Here is a 16,078-nt window from a genome sequence, read left to right as displayed (position 1 = left end):
TTTTGAGAAAACTCGTAACCAGAAATGATCACAAAGAAGCCAATGAAAAGATAATTTAAGATACTACTTGATGAAAGTGCTCCTTTAAGCGCAATTTCAGGCGTCCATACAGCATTACCATAGGCTTCCATTACTGCAGAAGTTTCTGTACTTACGCCAATTGAAGTAAACGCCTCAGATAAGACAACAGAACCAGCCAACCCAATAATAGCTATTAAAATCATATAAAACCCTTTTGAATGAAATAATCGATAGAAATCTGCTTTAATTAAACGTAACATTATACTTCCTCCTTAAGACTGCTCACTAGATTTGTGTAATAGTTTTCTAAACTGTTTTCTTTTTTTCCGATGTAATCTACTAGAACGCCATTTGCTGCGAGGAGCATATTGATTTCTCTAACAGATTGCTTCTCAGTAAAAATATGAATTTCATCTTGTGCAACAACTTCAAATGTATCACCAATTTTTTCTTTTAATAACATAGCTGCTTTGTTGACATCATCAATTTTGACAACAATTGCCTCTGTATTTGATGCATCAAACTCGGCTTTGGTTAATTCTTGTACCATTTGACCCTCATGGATGAAGCCAAAGCGAGTTGAGACATGATAAAGCTCTGTTAAAATATGACTTGAGATTAAAATCGTTGTATTTTTTTCACGGTTGATCCGCTCAATAATTTCTCTAAATTCAATAATGGCAATTGGATCTAAGCCGTTAATGGGCTCATCTAAAATCAAGAAGTCTGGATTGCTGACTAATGCCATGGCAATGCCTAATCGTTGTTTCATCCCTAATGAAAAGTTTTTAAACTTTTTCTTTTTTGTATCCGCTAAATTCACAAAAGTTAAAGCTTCTTCAATCACAGATAAATCATGAATGCCTTTTTGAATACAAATGATTTTCATATTTTCATAAGCAGATAATTTATTGTAAGCCGCAGGTGCTTCAATTACAGAGCCAATACGCTGTAAGACACTGCTATATTCTCTAGTACGTTTATTTTTTCCTAGTAGCACAATTTCACCAGATGTTTGTTCAGATAAGCCAGTGATTAATTTCATAATGGTGGTTTTACCCGCACCATTTCTTCCAATTAAACCGTAGATATCTCCTTTTTTTACTTCTAGTGTCACGCTTTTCAGTGCTTCTTCTTTACCAAATTTTTTTCCAACATTTTTTAATGATAATACTGCTTCAGTCATTTATGTTCCACTCCTCTTTTTTTAGTTATGTAGGCTACACGTTGTTTGTTTCAAGCAACTGTGTTGTTTTCCTTTCAACACCATAACTATACCAAGCATCTCTTAAATGGTCTCTTAACCAATTATTAACTATTTCTTAAATCCCTAAAAAGTCAAAATAAACCTTTTTTACAAGATCATTCGTGCGATTAATTGGAATCCGCAATCAATCATATATAGAAGTGAAAAAATAGAAAAAGCCATCAAGCAAAATAAGTTATTCATGGAATACCATTTGAAATCAACCAAGGAGAAATTTTATGTTTGCTATTAAAGCCTGATGATTCATATTATCTAATGTATCGTTTTCTAAGAATTGTTCAAAGAGATGCATTCATTTATTAACCCACTGTGTTTTTTGAGATGCAGTTTAATAAGAGAAGATTTTCTTAATAAAACCGTAATTGACTATTAATAAAAAATGAGGAATATGATAAGATAAATAAAAAGTTAAAAGGAGAACCACATGGAAAAAAATAACATTCCTATTTTTGGAAAAAAGCTACAAGATCAAACATATGAACAAAGAATAGGTGCTTACATGATTGTAGCAGATGAAGCAAGAAAGCAAATGATTCTTGTTTCACCCCCTAACGGTGCTTATTTTTTACCCGGTGGAGAAATTGAAGGTCAGGAAACAAATGAAGAAACGCTCACTAGGGAATGTATGGAAGAGCTAGGCTTTCAAGTAAAAGTAGGCCAGTATCTTGGCCGCTCAGATGAATATTTTTATTCCAGCTTTAGAGATACTTATTTCCATAATCCAGGTTATTTTTATGTTGCGGATCAATGGAAGGAAAAATGTCCACCATTGGAGCGCTTTAACACACTAGAATGGTTTCCATACGAAGAAGCGTTGTTGAAGCTAAAACGAGGCAGTCATCGTTGGGCGGTTGCTGAATTTATCAAACAGCTAAAGAAGTAACAGTAAGCCTTTGATTCTCACTATTTCAGCAGAGAATCAAGGGCTTTATTTTTGTATGTTTGATAGTAGTTCTATCACATAACTTCTTGGAATAAGAGACAAAAATATTCATTGATTCTTTTAAATTAATGTGCGAATAAGTAGCCTTATTTAGTGTGTACGATTTAAAAAGAATTTTACTACTGACAAAAATGGGAAGATTGATAGGATAGTAATCTATATTCGCATTCAATATGTAGAATTGAAGATAGGTCCCAAATAGTTTACATGTGAAAGAAATCCTTGGTTATCTTGGCACTATTTCTTATTATACAAAAAAGATATTTTTGTTTTAGCTGATTTTTATAAAGATTTACTGTTAAAAATGCTGTTCTTGCAGAAAGTACTATTTTAATACTTAAGGTGTGTGATTTAAATAAACTAGCTCAAAAATAAATTTAAGCTATAAAAATGAAAAAGAAGCAACTTTTATAAAATCAGCTTTCGGATTTTATTGGAAACCTATTATTTTTATGAGAACCATAAAAAAGACTTGAATAAAAATCAATAGCATTACATAATAGTTTAAGTAACGCATCTTAGAGGGAGGGAAAAATGGAACCTATTAAAGTAAATATTGATGAAATAAACAATGATTTAAAACAGCTAGAACGGAACATCAACGATTTTTCGACATACGGAAAGAAATTTATTCAAGAAGTTCGGTCAGACATGTCTCATTTCAACAGCGATTTCACTTCACAAGCAGATACACTATTGTCTTTTATGGAGGATACAAAAGCGGAAAGTTTGATTAAAAACATGAAAAAATATCATCAGCAGATTGGTGATTTAAAAGAATCCTTTGTTGAAGCAGATGATAAAATGGCAGAGGAGATGACATAAATGGGACATACCTATGATTTTTGTACAACCATGGTAAATAAATGGTGTGGGATGATTGATGATGCAATGACTTCTGTCTCGAAAGAAGTATCAGATATGGATTTTGATAATGTGGTACAACGTGAACAAATGGAAGAATATTTAAACGAGTACCTAGTTACCTGTCGTAACTTTCAAGAAGCTTTAAGAGCCTATTATTTTAAATAAATCAACAAAGAGGAGCATCTATGAAACGAGATTTACAAATAAATTTTGGTGTGATTGATGATATCTGTACCAAATTATATAAATATAGAGACAGTTTAGAACAAGCGAGATACAGTATAGAGAGCATCCAAAATAATATTTCAACGCATAACTCAGGTAAAGGAGTTAAAGCGCTTGAAACAAATAAAATAGTTTTAGTAAAGCAAATTGATGAACAGCAAGAAGAAGTGAGAGACTTATTCAACTTGTTTTCTCAGTATAAAGAAGAAATGAATCGGCATATCCAGCCACTTCAATTGCATGGTATGACGAGGGTTAGTCGAAATGATATTTATTGGAATTTATTTACACTTGAAGATAAACACAATCTGAATATTAAATCCTTAACCATTGATAAATTTGAGATTGATTGGGGCGGTCTAATTACCCTAGATAAGGATGAAGCAGACAAAGAACGATATAATGCACGACAAATGGATGATATTAAAACAAGTTGTATGCCAAGCTATCAAAGAAAATTAAATGAACTGATTGACTGTATGAAAGCCATTCATGAAAATCATGTGATCCCCTATGAAGATATAGATGATGATTTTGCAAGTCAGGCAAGAAAACTACAAGATAAATATGGCTCACGTGATGAGAAAAAAGCTTACATATCTAAAAAAGTCAAAAACGCACCAATCAAAACATTAGATGGTGCCTCAGAATGGTTTACCAAAACCGTAACGAGTACAGCAGAATCCGGAGTTAATCTAACAGGTTCTGTAACAGATGTGATACTTGCTAAAAGATTTGGTTATCAACCACACCCCTTTTCTACTCAGACAGTAGATGGTACAGTAAATGGTTTAAAAATGATTTACAACAATCCATTTGTTATTATTGAAGGGATTGCGCAAGATACATCAGATATTTATGAACATAAAGGTCCTGAATATTTGATAGGCGTATTGGGCATACAAGCTTATCTTGCTTGGTCTATAAATAAATTGAATCAACCCTCTAAATTTGAGAAAGCTAGTAAGCCCAGTACAGGAAATGGATCTAACAGTCCTAAAAATGTTGGCTTACATGAAAAATACAAAGACGTTTTAAGAACTACTGAAAAGGCTAATCCACTTGTTGATAGTTTAGGAGAAACTGGTAAGTTGCCAGATAATTTCATTTCAAAAGATTTGGCAATTGAGAATGGGTGGAGACCAGGAAAAGCCTTAGAAAATTATGTGCCTGGGGGACAAATTGGTGGAGATATTTATCAAAATTCCACTAAACTTTTACCTGAAGTTCCAGGAAGAGTGTGGCGTGAGGCAGATGTAGGATTGATAGGAGACCTATCACGAGCTAAGCAACCTGGGACAAGGTTACTTTACTCAAATGATGGTTTGCTCTATATAACAACAGACCACTATAAAACAATGCATTTCATTGGAAATTATTAGAAATTATAGGAGTGAAAAAAATATGTGCGATTCAGAAAAAAGGGAAGTCATAATAGACTTAAAAAATGTATCAACTAAAGAAGAATTACAAATTTTATTAAAACAAAATCTTGATTTTCCTGATTATTATGGTGAAAATTGGGATGCTTTTTGGGATACTATAACTGGATTAGTTGAATTACCAGAGAAAATAATATTTGAAAATTGGTCAGATTTAGAAAACTCTATTCCAAGTGAAGCAAATTTATTAAAAGAGATGCTTCATGACTTTAATAAAAAATACCCTGTACTAAAAGTTGAGATAGAATATAAATAAAATAAAGGTCTTTATCACAGGAGGATACAATGGCATATTTACTAGGATCTTTTATGGGACTGAATTTTTTTCATTTTTAATAGTTTATGCATTTTTTAGACCGAGATATATCAATAAAAATTATCAAAAAATGCCTGTTGGTCTATTTTTAGTTTATATGTTTTTTATAGACATTGCTTTATTGATTATAATGACTGCTGGAAACAGATAGAATCTTAGTTTCCATAACGTGAATTAAACGAAGTCCCTTGAGCCAAGGCAGTTCAAGGGACTTTCTTTGTGAATTTTAATTGGTCTACCTCGATTACCTTTTAGAAGGTAATTGAATTGGGTTTTAAATGAACTCTGCATTTGTGAATTCTCTAAAAATGTTAGAGATTCTTTTTCCATTTTGATTCAATATGATTTATCACAGAATCTTTCTCAGCAGTAGGTCATAAATATTTGCAGTTAGAAGTTAATATTTTTAAGATTCTAATGGTAACTTCTTGCTAAATCCAAGTAAATCCCTTTCTTCAGTACTTTGTTGAACTACTGGGTTATCAAGAAATAAAAGCATATTTTTTTAGATCAAAAATATAAACCCCTATTCAATTTAATAGAAAATAACATTCAGGTTATAGTGTGCTTGCAAATGAGCGTTTAAGCATAGTAATGAAAAAACGGTAAAGTAGGTTTGATATGACTGTAGGCAACTATCGTGATTGTTCAAATGTAATACTTTTATTCAATTTTTAGAGATACATATTTCTATAATCTTGGCTATTTTTATGTAGCTGGTAAATGGAAGAAAAAATAATCACAATTTGAAAATTTCTATACTGATCACTTGCTGAATTTATCAAACAGTTAAAGAAGTAACAGTTATTTAATTAGAAAAACCTTTGATTCTTGCTGTTTCAGCAGAGAATCAAGGGCTTTATTTTTGTATGTTTGATAGTAGTTCTATCACATAACTTCTTGGAATAAGAGACAAAAATATTCATTGATTCTTTTAAATCAATGTGCGAATAAGTAGCCTTATTTAGTGTGTACGATTTAAAAAGAATTTTACTACTGAAAAAATGGGAAGATTGATAGGATAGTAATCTATATTCACATTCAATGTATAGAATTGAAGATAGGCCTCAAATAGTTTACATGTGAAAGAAATCCTTGGTTATCTTGGCACTATTTCTTATTATACAAAAAAAGATACTTTTGTTTTAGCTGATTTTTATAAAGATTTACCGTTAAAAATGCTATTCCGTTTATACGAAAAGATAATTATTCGAAAAAATGTATATCTTTTGAACTTACACAAAGAGATATCCTATTATTTCATCTTAAGTATGATAGATTTAGTATTTTAACAAGAAAAAAATACACTGTTAAAGGAAATATTCAGTTTTATAAAAAATAGTTTTGACATCCTTTAGAACTTCTTGCAACCACTATGATGACAGATTATGAATGATTTTGTTTGGTAAAAATGTAGAGGAAGAGCAGTAAACAGATTTTGCATAGAGTTGATAATTTGCCAAAAGGGACACGACAAACTATCATAATAGATGTACGTGGTCAAACGATCACTAACGAATTACTAAAAGAAATTCGTAGCAAGATATTAGAGAAGACAAATATCGATGTAGAAATTATATTTAAGAGTTGATTTTATGACAGTGGGAATTAAAGTAGATTTTTTATGGTATTCAATAGGTACAGGAGAATTTTTTAATTCATTTTTTTCAACAGTATACGTGAATTTAGAAAATAAAAAATGGGGAAGTAGATTTCCCTTAATTATGAAAAATTTGTATTCAGGAACTTTAGATATTGATGAATTAAATATAGCTAAGAATGAATTATCAGAAATAAAACAAGAGCTTTTTAAATTAGCACCTAATAAAATTATATGGGATGCTAAAAATTTACAAAAAAGTCCACCTTGGGGCAGTAATATTAGCCAAGATATTAAAACATTAGCTGATTATTTTGTCACAAGTGATGGGGAAAATCTATTTAGTGTTCTTGATGACGCTTTAAATAGGCCATACACGAAAAAGTGCAATTAGAAATCAAAAGTCTATAATTAGAGAAACAAAGAAAAAGCTAAAAGGAGAACCACATTGTTATTGGAATTATGGATGGAACAAGTGGTTGAAGAGGGAAACCTTATTATAGAATCAGTATATATGGTAAAAGTTCGTTAACTCCTAAAGGTATCATTTCTAACGATAGAGGATTAACTTACATTAATCTTAGCGAATAGTCATTGAGTGAGCTTTCTAATATAACAAATAACTATTTGGAAAGGAAGTAAAGCAAAATGTCTACTCAACAAAAAACGAATGAATTATTTGAAACAAATGATGTGACTGTCATAACGAATAATGTAGGAGATATTATCACTGTCATGCCAAAATAGTAAAGGAGTTTGTAGAAATGAAATATGATGAATTAGAACTTATGGAACTGTTTTTATCTGAAGGGAAAAGTTTGACAGATAATTATGGAGATGGGCAATATATATATCGATTTTCAAAAAAAAATATGCAACTGATACTTTTTATTTATAGTTATGAAAAACAAATAAATATTTTTTTACAAGAAAATAATAGAGATATATTCTCTGTGGGTTTAAACAATATAACTCAATTAAAAAAAGAAGATATGTATTTAAAAATTTTACGAGAGGATATTGAAGTTGCAAAAATATGTTTTGGCACAGCAATTTCTGTAAGTGTGGAAGCGTAGTCCGCATAAACGGGGGAATAGATGGTTTTATGACAGTGAAAAGCAAAATTAGTTACTTTGATTTCTAGTTTCCAAATTCATTATTGCCTATCTGATTATTAAACTACGATGCTTTAATAAACACTATCAAACGGACTGAAAAATAACAACAGAAACTGATTATGGAAGAAAAAATAATCCCACTTGAAAATTTCTATACTGGTCATTTGCTGAATTTATCAAACAGCTAAAGAAGTAACTGTTATTTAATTAGAAAAACCTTTGATAATCGCTGTTTCAGCAGAGAATCAAAGGTTTTGTTTTTGTTTTATTTAAGCTTGCTCTAAAGCATATTTTTCAACCACATAAGCAACGCCGTCCTCAGTATTACTTTTCGTAATATAGTCAGCGACAGCTTTAACTTTAGGAACGGCATTATCCATCGCAACACCCATCCCAGCATATTCAATCATATCTAGGTCATTTTCGTTGTCACCGATTGCCATGACATTTTCTCTTGGAATATTTAAATACTCAGCTAAACCAGCGACAGCATTTCCTTTGCTTGCACCTTTATTTAAAATTTCTAAATAAAAGGGTTCACTTTTTAAAACCGTATATTTTTCAAAGAATGAAGGAGGTAATTGGGCAATTCCCGCATCTAAAATATCTGGTTCATCAATCATCATCATTTTCCCAATTTCAATGTTTTGATCCATGTCGGAGACGGCACAATATTGTAAAGGCATTCCTGTTAAATAACATTCTCGAACGGTATAACGACCGATGTTTTTATTAGCAGTATAAACAGCATTCATATCAATTGTATGACAATGAACCCCTACCTCACGACTTAATTTTTCAATGGCTAAAAAGTCCTCAAAGTTTAGCGTATGATGAACAATGGCTTTTCCATCATGACTACTTTGAACAAGAGCACCATTATAAGTGATACAATAGTCACCTTCTTCTTCTAAGCCTAGAATATCTAAGTACTCTAACGCCCCTACTAGTGGTCTTCCTGTACAAAGCACCACTTTAATTCCTTGTGCTTTTGCACGCCCTAAAGTCTCTTTAACTTTTGGTGTGACCTCTTTGTGGTCATTGAGCAATGTTCCATCTAAATCAATAGCAATTAGTTCGATTGGCATGTTTCTTCTCCTTTATCTATGAAGAGATTGAATCTCATCATTATGAATATATTTTTTAAATTCTTGTAACATTGGTTCAAATAAATCAATTTCTTTGGTGTGCTTCTCTTGAAGAATCTCTTTAGGAAAATAAAAACGTTTATCGCCTTTCCCTTTTCCAGTCAACGCTGCTACAATATCACTGGCTTTTGAAAGCTCAATTAAGCTGCCATCTGGATAGATTAATTCAATTTGTGTGCGATTTTTTTCTTGTTCAGGTCGGTATAAATCATAGGGTAAATCATAACTATTATTAATGGCTGTATAATAATCGACATGATAGCCATAATTTTGGACAATGGTTTTCAATTTTTTGATAGTCTCTAAATCTATTTCAGCATTGAAAGCAACGGATTTAAATAAATGACGATCTAAAAAGCGTTGCGCTAAATCGCTTAAAATTGCATCCTCTTCTAAACGCCACATCGTGAAATAGGTATTTAAGACACCATCATCCAGCATTAAATAATCATTTAAAGTAAAGTCATGCTCTAAAAATGGAATTAGCAGTGTTGGTAAGGTTAAAAATTGATAATCCACATCCTCATAAAGCTCTTTTGCGCGCATTAATAAGTGATCAAGAATCACTTCGGCGCTTCTTGTAACAGGGTGGAAATAAACCTGCATATACATTTGGTAACGACTGACAATATAATCCTCTACCGCATGCATCCCAGAATATTGGAAAGTAATACCATCCTTATAAGGACGAATCACTCTTAAAATACGGGTTAAATCAAAAGTACCATAGTTGACGCCGGTATAATAGGCATCTCTTAATAAATAGTCCATTCGATCTGCATCGATTTGACTCGAAATCAACTGAACGACTTGCTGATTTGGATAAGTTTTCTGAATCACACTTGCAACTTTTTCAGGGAAATCCGCTGAAACACGACTTAAAACTTGGCAAACCTCCGTTTCAGGTGAGGTCAAAATTTCTACCGTAATCGCTTCATGATTTGTTTGGAAAATATGCTCAAAGGTATGAGAATAAGGACCATGACCCACATCATGTAAAAGGGCGGCACATAATGCGACTAAACGTTCTTGATCATCCCAGCCATCCTCGCCTAAATCGGCAATAGAATAGGAACGTAAAAAACGGTCACAAATTCTTCTCGTAATTTCATAAACCCCTAATGAATGGGTAAAACGACTATGTTCTGCGCCATGAAAGGTAATATTGGTGGTGCCTAATTGTTTAATTCTACGAAGCCTTTGGACTTCTTTGGTGTTTATTAAATCCAATATCACTTGATGCTGCACATGGATATAATCATGAACAGGATCTCGAAATACTTTTTCATTTGCTAAGAGCTGCTCACGATAAGGAATTTGCTCCATTTGAAGTTCCTCCTTCAAAAAAATAAGCACCTAATGACTGCTGATTTCTTTTGATCATTTTTTGATATGCCGCTTCATAACTTGCGACAATTTCTTGGTTATACTGTCCATTTTGGAAAGTTGCACCTAATTTTTTCATTGCCTTTAAAATACGTGTTTCAACTTCTTCAATGGTTAAAGATACACCTAATAGCTCATCTAAAGAAGCCATCACTTCATTCGAAACGTTTGGATAATGCCATTTGGTAACGGCATCCTTTTTACCAGCTTGATAAAAGTCTTGCACTAAAGCAACACGTTGCGCCTGGGAGCCATTGACACTTAAATAAATCATGACTCCGACACCATTTTTTAAACGTCTTTGTGCAATCCCAGCGAATTTTTTTCCATGAATGCTCAAGTCATAATCCCCTGGACAATAAGAATCAACAATTTCATAGGCTTCAATAGGCAGATGAAAATCAGCAAAAGCTTCTTGAATAATCTGCAACATATATTGATAACCCTGTGGAATGGAAATTTTCCCTGCAGTTTCAGATAAAATTAAAGAAAAGTTTAACACACCTTCATCAGCTACAACAGCTAAGCCACCAGCATTTCTAACTAGAAAAGGGTATTGCTGATTGGTTAATTCCAGCAAAGCTTCATCAAAATAAGGGAGCTTTGTATCAATCATTCCTAAAATTAGTAAGGCTTTCTTTTGCCAAAAATGGACAACACCAGGCAGCAGTTCTTTTCCGACTTGTTCTGTTAAGCTATCGCCCAAAGCAAAAACGGCAGGTGTCTGCTGGGCATTTGGTAAAACATCAGCAACATCATTAAAAATTGCAAATGTTTGCTGTAAATGATTGGTTGTTTCAGGTACTTGCGACATGGTTATTCGTCATCCTTTTTTATGTTATTCAAATAATTTTTGACTTCTTTACTTAATTGATTGTATTCAGAACTAAAACGAGCAGGCTTACTAATAATACGCATTGGCAATGATTTCAAAAAGGTATTTAAATCTTGACGCGCTTCTTCGGACATTCTACTGGCCTTTGTTGAAAAACGCTCATAAATATATTGATGGAATTCTTGCATCGCATCTACATCAATACTCATTTGGTTACCACAGGCCTCACAGGCAATCGCAGAAATGGTGTGATTCACATAGCTGACAGTATGTGGTGTTTCTGATTGGCAATAAATACAAAAGAGCGTAGTTTCTTCATTGTTTATTAGCATAATTTTTCACCTCATCTTCTATTATAAACGAAAATCCTTAAAAAAAATCAAATATTGTAGATGAAAATGAAAACTTCCTAAGATTTTATAAATTTGATTGACGTAAAAACCCTGACTCTTTATAATGTTTACAAATGATGAACATGTTTACAAATGTAAAAAGGAGGCTGAAAAGAATGGGTCAATCGATTCAAAACAAGGCAGGACTAACGGATCAAGACTTTCTCAACATTTATCAAAAAATGTGGGATATTCGTCTATTTGATGAAAAAGTTGAAACCTTATTTCTTGCAGGGAAAATCCATGGAACCACTCATTTATCGATTGGACAAGAAGCAACAGCAGCTGGAAGTGGTTATTTATTAAGACCAACAGATTGGATTACTTCAACTCATCGAGGTCATGGTCATAGTATTGCCAAAAATACAGAGATGAATCAGATGATGGCGGAGTTATTTGGACGAGAAAATGGGACAAATAATGGAAAAGGCGGTAGTATGCATATTGCAGATCTTGATAAGGGCAATTTAGGCTCAAACGGAATTGTTGGTGCAGGGTATCCAATTGCAGTTGGGGCAGCTCTTTCCTCACAAATGCAAGGAAAAGATCAAGTCACAATTTGTTATGCTGGAGATGGTTCGACCAATGAAGGAAGCTTTCATGAAGCTTTAAATTTAGCCTCTATTTGGCAACTACCTGTCGTTTTCTTTATTGAAAATAATCAATATGGCATGAGCAGCTCAATTAAAGAAATGGTGAATATTCCCCATTTATCCGAACGAGGCGCAGCTTATGGCATAGAAGGTGTAACCATTGATGGCAACGATATTGTGGCAGTTGTTGATGCAACCTATCAAGCAATTGAAAAAGCCAAAAAAGGCAGAGGACCGACGTTAATTGAAGCTAAAACTTACCGTTTTAAAGGCCATTCAAAATCTGATCAGCGGATTTATCGCACAAGAGAAGAAGAATTACATTGGGAAACCAACCATGATCCGCTTCAATTAACCGAAAAATTACTGATTCAAGCAGGAATTCTAACAAAAGAAGCTAGTCAGCAAATTGAAGCAAATAGAAAAGAAGCCGTTGAACAAGCTGTGATATTTGCTGAGGCAGGTACCTTACCAGCAGCATCAGCACTTTATGAAAATGTCTATGTAGACTAAGAAAGAGGGCAATCAAGTGAGAGAACGAACTTATTTAGAAGCTGTCAATGAAGCGTTAGATGAAGCATTAGCAGAAGATGAATCTGTCTTTTTATTAGGAGAAGATATTGGCGTTTATGGTGGTGGTTTTGGTGCAACAAAAGGCTTAATTGAAAAATATGGTAACAAACGTGTTCGTGCAACGCCTATTTCGGAAAGTGCAATTGCAGGGGCAGCTGTTGGTGCAGCTATGACAGGAATGCGTCCTATTTTTGAGCTACAATTCTCTGATTTTATAACCATTGCTTTAGACCAAATCGTGAATCAAGCAGCAAAAATTCACTATATGTATGGTGGCAAAGCCAGTGTTCCTTTAGTCATGCGCACAGCAGGCGGTTCAGGAACAGGTGCAGCCGCGCAGCATTCTCAAAGCTTAGAAAATTGGACCGCACACATTCCTGGCTTGAAAGTAGTACAGCCATCTACTCCTTATGATGCAAAAGGCTTATTGCATACAGCCATTGAGGATCAGAATCCAGTGATGTTTTATGAACATAAATTATGCTATAAAATGACAGGCGATGTACCAGCTGGCAAATACACCATTCCCTTTGGGGTTGCAGATATTAAGCAGACAGGAACAGATGTCACAATTGTCGCAACAGGAATCATGGTGCATAAGGCGCTAAAGGTTGCGGAGCAAGCGCAAGAAGCAGGCATTTCTGTTGAAGTCATTGATCCAAGAACCTTAGTCCCTTTGGATATCGAAACGATTATCACCTCAGTGAAAAAAACAGGACGCTTGCTAGTCGTTCATGAAGCAGTGAAGCGCAGTGGATTTGGAGGAGAAGTCGCAAGCTTAGTAGCAGAAAGCGATGGATTTTATGCGTTAAAGGCCCCCATTAAGCGCTTAGGTGGAGAAGCAGTACCCATGCCTTATCAACCGCAGCTAGAGCAAAACGCCATTCCACAAGTAAGCAATATCTATGAAGCAGTCTTATCATTAATGAAACAATAGAAAGGAGGCCAAAGATGCGACTCACAGAAGATCGAAGAAAAATGCTAAAAGTAGCGACCTTATACTATGATCATGGATTGACACAATCAGAAATTGCCAAAAAAATGGGGATTTCAAGACCAATTATTTCTAAAATGCTACAACAAGCAAAAGAATTAGGAATGGTTGAAATTTATATTAAAGATGAGTCTAGCCATTCTGTAAAGTTAGCCCTTGCCATTGAAGAAAGCTTCAATTTAAATGAGGTTGTGGTAGTAGCAGGTACAGGCACGCATCTAAAAAAGAATGTTGCAAGAGCAGCAGCTTCCTATTTAGTAGGGCAATTAAAGCCACAACAAAAAATTGGCTTATCTTGGGGAACAACAATGGCTGAATTCATTGAAGAAGTGCCTTATGTGCATCATCCTGACACCATGATTTTACCACTAGCAGGTGGTGTTGCGAGTCAAGATGTGAAATATGATGCCAACCATCTTTCCTTCCTATTATCTGAGAAGTTATCTGGCGAATGTGCCTATATTTATGCACCAGCTTTAGCAGAAACAAAGGATTTAAAAGAAGTATTAGTTGCTTCAAAAATGGTTTCAGATGTTTTAAATCAAGGACGACAAGTTGATCTAGCTTTTATTGGTGTAGGGCAACCAGCTTCATTAACCACTTGGGAAAATTTAGGGTATATCGAGGCTGATGAATTTACCCATTTACAAAAGCAAGGAATGGTTGGAGATGCAGTCGCTTCTTTTTTTAACCAAAAAGGAGAAGCACTAGATAATGATTTTACTAGAAGAATGATAGGTGTTACCTTAGATGAATTAAAACAAATTCCTAATGTTGTCCTACTAGCGGCGGGTCAGCAAAAAGCTGAAAGTGTCCATGCTATTTTAAAGTCAGCAGCGATTCGCACACTAATCATTGACCAAACAATTGCAGAAAAGCTCTTAACATTGTAAAATAAGAGCAAATTCTAAGGTATAGAAAGGCTGGCAAGGAAAAGATGAAGATGAAAAATGGGCAACAAGTGACACTCCAGCTCCAAACAGAAGTCACACAAGATGGTAAAACAGACTATCATCAGTTTAAAGGTGTGGCAACTTTTGTGAAAATGGCGCATAGCTATTATTTACGTTATGAAGAAGAAGTTGGCACAATGGTAACCTTAAAAGTAACAGATGAGAGTCAGGTTACCATTCTGAGAAAAGGTCAGACAGAAACCAAGCTTCGTTTTGATTTAGCGACAGCTTATCCTAGCGAATTCGTGACCCCACAAGGCAAATTTCAGTTGGAAACAACCACACAGGAGATGAGTGTTTTGATAGATGAAGCACTACCTAAAGGAGAAATCCAAGTGATTTACCAATTATTTATGGGGGAAGAAAAGTTAGGAGATTATAAATTACAATTGCATTTTTCGTCATAAAAATGTATGATAAAGAGTAGACTGTTGAAGGGACGTGTGCAAGTTGGAATTAAAGCAATTTGAAGGAATTAAAAAAGAAGAATTGTCATTAATTGAGGTAGCTCATGCCATTTTGAAAAATAAAGGGGATGTCATGTTATTTCAAGATTTAGCGACTGCAGTAGCAGGCTATGTCGACTTGACACCTGAACAAATGAAGCAAGAACTATCACAATTTTATACAGATATGAACATTGATGGAAGTTTTATCTCATTAGGAGAAAACCGCTGGGGACTACGTTCTTGGTATCCAATCGATTCAATTGATGAAGAAGTTTCACACATTCCTGAAGAAGAGGAAGAAGCACCTCGTCGTAAAAAACGTAAGAAAGCAACACCTTTTGTGGCCGCAGCTGGCGATGAAGATGTGATTGATTACAACGCAGATGATCCTGAAGATGAGGATATTGCTGCTGATGACGAAGAGGAAGTCTTTGTTGATGAAGAAGGCGTTGTTGAAGATAAAGTAGAAGACTTAGGTGAATATAAAGAAGACCTTTCTGCTTTAACTGGGGATGAAGAAGAAGAGGATTTACCAGATGGTATTGAAGGCGAGTTAACCATCATTGATGAAGATGATTTAGAGGACGATGAAGAAGAGGAAGAATTCTAATTCTACTCATGTTTTAAAAGAGTTGAAACAATTGGTTATTTAGTGACCAATTGATTCAATTTTTTTATTTATTAAAAACAAATAAAATGTTGCTGTGAATACGTTTTATCCTTGACTTATGAAAAAAATCTATGTAATATTTCATTTGGGCTCCTTTAAAAAGGACGAATACAAATCATTTATACTCCCCTTACGCAAACTTGTGTAAGAGGGATTTTTCTTTTTTATTCAAACATTTATCGTGACAGCATGAGTAGCAAACAAATAGTGTAGACAGATGGAATAGGAAATTTGGTTATCAAGTAATAGGTTGCTTTACCCCAGAGAGAATAGAATTTGGAAGGAG

At 34.0% G+C, this 16,078-nt stretch carries 17 protein-coding genes and 1 pseudogene; 12 read left to right on the top strand and 6 right to left on the bottom strand.

What is annotated here, in order from left to right:
• Together BMW29_RS11985 and BMW29_RS11980 are read right to left on the bottom strand one after the other, a co-directional pair.
• A pseudogene (locus tag BMW29_RS11985) lies at window positions 1–281 on the bottom strand (hypothetical protein); the annotation flags it as partial.
• Complete coding sequence (locus tag BMW29_RS11980) at window positions 281–1,207, bottom strand: ABC transporter ATP-binding protein (RefSeq protein WP_092653701.1); 927 nt, start codon at window positions 1,205–1,207, stop codon at window positions 281–283. The pseudogene BMW29_RS11985 and the gene BMW29_RS11980, both read right to left, overlap by 1 nt.
• Window positions 1,208–1,712: 505 nt before the next feature.
• On the opposite strand from BMW29_RS11980, the gene BMW29_RS11975 reads away from it, so the two are divergent.
• The 7 genes from BMW29_RS11975 to BMW29_RS11945 all read left to right on the top strand — a co-directional run bounded on the left by BMW29_RS11975 (window position 1,713) and on the right by BMW29_RS11945 (window position 7,757).
• Window positions 1,713–2,171: an NUDIX hydrolase gene (locus tag BMW29_RS11975; protein ID WP_092653699.1), complete on the top strand. Its 459-nt coding sequence runs from the start codon at window positions 1,713–1,715 to the stop codon at window positions 2,169–2,171.
• Between the two features lie 594 nt (window positions 2,172–2,765).
• A complete protein-coding gene (locus tag BMW29_RS11970) occupies window positions 2,766–3,056 on the top strand; it encodes a hypothetical protein (RefSeq protein ID WP_092653697.1) in 291 nt (96 codons plus the stop codon).
• Window positions 3,057–3,263 (top strand): hypothetical protein, encoded by a 207-nt coding sequence (locus tag BMW29_RS11965; protein WP_092653695.1) that lies wholly within the window; start codon window positions 3,057–3,059, stop codon window positions 3,261–3,263. It begins immediately after the preceding gene.
• Window positions 3,264–3,283: 20 nt separating this feature from the next.
• Window positions 3,284–4,705 (top strand): ribonuclease domain-containing protein, encoded by a 1,422-nt coding sequence (locus BMW29_RS14025; protein WP_177165774.1) that lies wholly within the window; start codon window positions 3,284–3,286, stop codon window positions 4,703–4,705.
• Between the two features lie 22 nt (window positions 4,706–4,727).
• Window positions 4,728–5,021 (top strand): barstar family protein, encoded by a 294-nt coding sequence (locus tag BMW29_RS11955; protein WP_092653693.1) that lies wholly within the window; start codon window positions 4,728–4,730, stop codon window positions 5,019–5,021.
• Window positions 5,022–6,676: 1,655 nt separating this feature from the next.
• Entirely contained in the window at window positions 6,677–7,075 is a 399-nt protein-coding gene (locus BMW29_RS11950) for an immunity 70 family protein (protein ID WP_092653691.1), read from the top strand.
• A gap of 370 nt (window positions 7,076–7,445) precedes the next feature.
• Window positions 7,446–7,757: a hypothetical protein gene (locus tag BMW29_RS11945; protein WP_092653689.1), complete on the top strand. Its 312-nt coding sequence runs from the start codon at window positions 7,446–7,448 to the stop codon at window positions 7,755–7,757.
• A gap of 311 nt (window positions 7,758–8,068) precedes the next feature.
• Here the strand turns inward: BMW29_RS11945 and yidA are convergent, their stop codons facing one another.
• Genes yidA through BMW29_RS11925 form a run of 4 tightly spaced genes read right to left on the bottom strand, consistent with a single transcriptional unit; the run spans window position 8,069 to window position 11,500 of the window.
• Window positions 8,069–8,887: a sugar-phosphatase gene (yidA, locus tag BMW29_RS11940; protein ID WP_092653687.1), complete on the bottom strand. Its 819-nt coding sequence runs from the start codon at window positions 8,885–8,887 to the stop codon at window positions 8,069–8,071.
• Window positions 8,888–8,899: 12 nt separating this feature from the next.
• Entirely contained in the window at window positions 8,900–10,273 is a 1,374-nt protein-coding gene (locus BMW29_RS11935) for an HD domain-containing protein (RefSeq protein ID WP_092653685.1), read from the bottom strand.
• Window positions 10,251–11,147, bottom strand: coding sequence for a lipoate--protein ligase family protein (locus BMW29_RS11930; RefSeq protein WP_092653683.1), 897 nt, complete (start codon window positions 11,145–11,147; stop codon window positions 10,251–10,253). Before BMW29_RS11930 ends, BMW29_RS11935 begins: the two co-directional genes overlap by 23 nt.
• A gap of 2 nt (window positions 11,148–11,149) precedes the next feature.
• On the bottom strand, window positions 11,150–11,500 hold the full coding sequence (locus BMW29_RS11925; protein WP_092653681.1) for a hypothetical protein: 351 nt from the start codon (window positions 11,498–11,500) through the stop codon (window positions 11,150–11,152).
• Between the two features lie 176 nt (window positions 11,501–11,676).
• Between BMW29_RS11925 and BMW29_RS11920 the strand changes: the two genes are divergently transcribed.
• Genes BMW29_RS11920 through rpoE form a run of 5 tightly spaced genes read left to right on the top strand, consistent with a single transcriptional unit; the run spans window position 11,677 to window position 15,732 of the window.
• Window positions 11,677–12,666 (top strand): thiamine pyrophosphate-dependent dehydrogenase E1 component subunit alpha, encoded by a 990-nt coding sequence (locus tag BMW29_RS11920; RefSeq protein WP_092653679.1) that lies wholly within the window; start codon window positions 11,677–11,679, stop codon window positions 12,664–12,666.
• A gap of 16 nt (window positions 12,667–12,682) precedes the next feature.
• A complete protein-coding gene (locus BMW29_RS11915; protein ID WP_092653677.1) occupies window positions 12,683–13,663 on the top strand; it encodes an alpha-ketoacid dehydrogenase subunit beta in 981 nt (326 codons plus the stop codon).
• Window positions 13,664–13,677: 14 nt separating this feature from the next.
• Window positions 13,678–14,613 (top strand): sugar-binding transcriptional regulator, encoded by a 936-nt coding sequence (locus tag BMW29_RS11910; RefSeq protein ID WP_092653675.1) that lies wholly within the window; start codon window positions 13,678–13,680, stop codon window positions 14,611–14,613.
• Window positions 14,614–14,663: 50 nt separating this feature from the next.
• Window positions 14,664–15,080, top strand: coding sequence for a YwiB family protein (locus BMW29_RS11905; protein WP_177165773.1), 417 nt, complete (start codon window positions 14,664–14,666; stop codon window positions 15,078–15,080).
• Window positions 15,081–15,123: 43 nt separating this feature from the next.
• Window positions 15,124–15,732 carry a DNA-directed RNA polymerase subunit delta gene (gene rpoE / locus BMW29_RS11900; protein WP_092653671.1) on the top strand — a complete coding sequence of 203 codons (609 nt, stop codon included), beginning with the start codon at window positions 15,124–15,126 and terminating at the stop codon, window positions 15,730–15,732.
• The last annotated feature ends 346 nt before the right edge of the window (window positions 15,733–16,078 follow it).

The organism is Isobaculum melis (assembly GCF_900111355.1).
In the GTDB taxonomy this organism is placed as follows: Bacteria; Bacillota; Bacilli; order Lactobacillales; family Carnobacteriaceae; genus Isobaculum; species Isobaculum melis.
Note: the sequence above shows the minus strand (reverse complement) of the source record. Positions and strands in the feature narration are given on the sequence as shown.

Bases quoted from the DNA above. Each gene is read 5' to 3' on its own strand.
- BMW29_RS11970 (WP_092653697.1), top strand. From the start codon at position 2,766: ATGGAACCTATTAAAGTAAATATTGATGAAATAAACAATGATTTAAAA.
- BMW29_RS11975 (WP_092653699.1), top strand. From the start codon at position 1,713: ATGGAAAAAAATAACATTCCTATTTTTGGAAAAAAGCTACAAGATCAA.
- BMW29_RS11930 (WP_092653683.1), bottom strand. From the start codon at position 11,147: ATGTCGCAAGTACCTGAAACAACCAATCATTTACAGCAAACATTTGCA.
- BMW29_RS11910 (WP_092653675.1), top strand. From the start codon at position 13,678: ATGCGACTCACAGAAGATCGAAGAAAAATGCTAAAAGTAGCGACCTTA.
- BMW29_RS11905 (WP_177165773.1), top strand. From the start codon at position 14,664: ATGAAAAATGGGCAACAAGTGACACTCCAGCTCCAAACAGAAGTCACA.
- BMW29_RS11980 (WP_092653701.1), bottom strand. From the start codon at position 1,207: ATGACTGAAGCAGTATTATCATTAAAAAATGTTGGAAAAAAATTTGGT.
- yidA (WP_092653687.1), bottom strand. From the start codon at position 8,887: ATGCCAATCGAACTAATTGCTATTGATTTAGATGGAACATTGCTCAAT.
- BMW29_RS11935 (WP_092653685.1), bottom strand. From the start codon at position 10,273: ATGGAGCAAATTCCTTATCGTGAGCAGCTCTTAGCAAATGAAAAAGTA.
- BMW29_RS11925 (WP_092653681.1), bottom strand. From the start codon at position 11,500: ATGCTAATAAACAATGAAGAAACTACGCTCTTTTGTATTTATTGCCAA.
- BMW29_RS11920 (WP_092653679.1), top strand. From the start codon at position 11,677: ATGGGTCAATCGATTCAAAACAAGGCAGGACTAACGGATCAAGACTTT.
- BMW29_RS11955 (WP_092653693.1), top strand. From the start codon at position 4,728: ATGTGCGATTCAGAAAAAAGGGAAGTCATAATAGACTTAAAAAATGTA.
- BMW29_RS11965 (WP_092653695.1), top strand. From the start codon at position 3,057: ATGGGACATACCTATGATTTTTGTACAACCATGGTAAATAAATGGTGT.
- BMW29_RS14025 (WP_177165774.1), top strand. From the start codon at position 3,284: ATGAAACGAGATTTACAAATAAATTTTGGTGTGATTGATGATATCTGT.
- BMW29_RS11950 (WP_092653691.1), top strand. From the start codon at position 6,677: ATGACAGTGGGAATTAAAGTAGATTTTTTATGGTATTCAATAGGTACA.
- BMW29_RS11945 (WP_092653689.1), top strand. From the start codon at position 7,446: ATGAAATATGATGAATTAGAACTTATGGAACTGTTTTTATCTGAAGGG.